Below are 426 nucleotides of genomic sequence, written 5' to 3' on the forward strand. Positions count from 1 at the left end.
AGGAACGTGTTCTAAAAGTTGAACTACTCCCGCATAATTCATGGAGGCGGCAACCGGATTTGAACCGGTGAATAAAGGTTTTGCAGACCTTGGCCTTACCACTTGGCTATGCCGCCAAAAGTAACTGGGCTAACTGGATTCGAACCAGTGAGTGACGGAGTCAAAGTCCGTTGCCTTACCGCTTGGCTATAGCCCATTAATAATAAAGGGCGACTGATGGGAATCGAACCCACGAATGTCGGAACCACAATCCGATGTGTTAACCACTTCACCACAACCGCCAGACAAATAATAAAAATAAGAATGGTTCAGGACAGAGTCGAACTGCCGACACATGGAGCTTCAATCCATTGCTCTACCAACTGAGCTATTGAACCATAATTATATTAATGAATGGCGGTCCCGACGGGAATCGAACCCGCGATC

At 46.9% G+C, this 426-nt stretch carries 4 tRNA genes; all 4 read right to left on the reverse strand.

Annotated features, from left to right (window positions below):
• Positions 1–41: 41 nt before the first annotated feature.
• The 4 genes from HMPREF2603_RS12255 to HMPREF2603_RS12270 all read right to left on the reverse strand — a co-directional run bounded on the left by HMPREF2603_RS12255 (position 42) and on the right by HMPREF2603_RS12270 (position 377).
• A tRNA-Cys gene (locus HMPREF2603_RS12255) sits at positions 42–116 on the reverse strand.
• A gap of 8 nt (positions 117–124) precedes the next feature.
• Positions 125–196: transfer RNA gene (locus HMPREF2603_RS12260), tRNA-Gln, on the reverse strand.
• A 12-nt stretch (positions 197–208) separates the two neighbouring features.
• Positions 209–281: transfer RNA gene (locus tag HMPREF2603_RS12265), tRNA-His, on the reverse strand.
• Between the two features lie 23 nt (positions 282–304).
• A tRNA-Phe gene (locus HMPREF2603_RS12270) sits at positions 305–377 on the reverse strand.
• Positions 378–426 lie beyond the last annotated feature (49 nt).

The organism is Staphylococcus sp. HMSC055C03, from assembly GCF_001809385.1.
Lineage (GTDB): Bacteria > Bacillota > Bacilli > Staphylococcales > Staphylococcaceae > Staphylococcus > Staphylococcus simulans.